Source organism: Rhodococcus sp. BUPNP1 (assembly GCF_002215235.1).
In the GTDB taxonomy this organism is placed as follows: Bacteria; Actinomycetota; Actinomycetes; order Mycobacteriales; family Mycobacteriaceae; genus Rhodococcus.
The window spans coordinates 1-953 of record NZ_NERM01000078.1; the positions used below are offsets into that span (position 1 = coordinate 1).

A 953-nucleotide genomic window follows, 5' to 3' on the forward strand; every position below is an offset into this window, starting at 1 on the left:
TTGGCCTGGGCGAACATGTTCGCCAGCACCAGCACCTGCATGCTCGTCTGCCCGTCGCGGGCGGGCAGGTCGTCGCCGGAACGGGCCAGGCCGAGGAAATCGACCGGCACGATCTCGGTGCCCTGGTGCAGCAACTGGAAGAAGGCGTGCTGACCATTGGTGCCCGGCTCACCCCAGAACACCTCCCCGGTCGGGCACGAGACCGGGGTGCCGTCGGCGCGCACCGACTTGCCGTTCGATTCCATGGTCAGCTGCTGCAGATAGGCCGGCAGCCGCGCCAGATCCTGCGCATAGGGCACCACCGCCCGCGAGCGATGGCCGAGGATGCTCGCGTTCCACACCCCGACCAACCCCGCCAACAACGGTGCGTTCTGTGCCGGGGCCGCGGTGGCGAAGTGGGTGTCGATCGCGTGCATGCCGGCGAGGAACTCACCGAACCGGGCCTTGCCGATGGCGCACATCACGGCCAGGCCGATCGCCGAACCCACCGAATACCGCCCACCGACCCAGTCCCAGAACTCGAACATGTTCGCCGGGTCGATGCCGAACTCGACCACCCGCTCCGTATGCGTCGACACCGCCACGAAATGCTTCGCGACGGCATCCTCGCCCAACGTCTCGACGAGCCAGCGGCGCGCGGCGGTGGCGTTGGAGAGGGTTTCGAGGGTGGAGAAGGTCTTCGACGCGACGATGAACAAGGTGGTGGCCGGGTCCAGATCGGCCAGCGCCGCGGTCAGATCGGCCGGGTCGACGTTGGAGACGAACCGCGCCGCCGGCCCGTCGTGAAAACGGCGCAGTGCGCGGGTGACCATCGCCGGGCCCAGATCGGAGCCGCCGATGCCGATGTTGACCACCGTGGCGATCTTCTGCCCGGTGGCGCCGCGCCAAGCCCCGGTGCGGAGGCGGTCGGTGAACTCGCCCATCCGGTCGAGCACGGCGTGGACGTCGGCGAC

At 69.2% G+C, this 953-nt stretch carries 1 pseudogene; it reads right to left on the reverse strand.

The annotated features are described in order from the left end of the window. A pseudogene (locus tag B9C99_RS25475) lies at positions 1-953 on the reverse strand (glucose-6-phosphate isomerase); the annotation flags it as partial.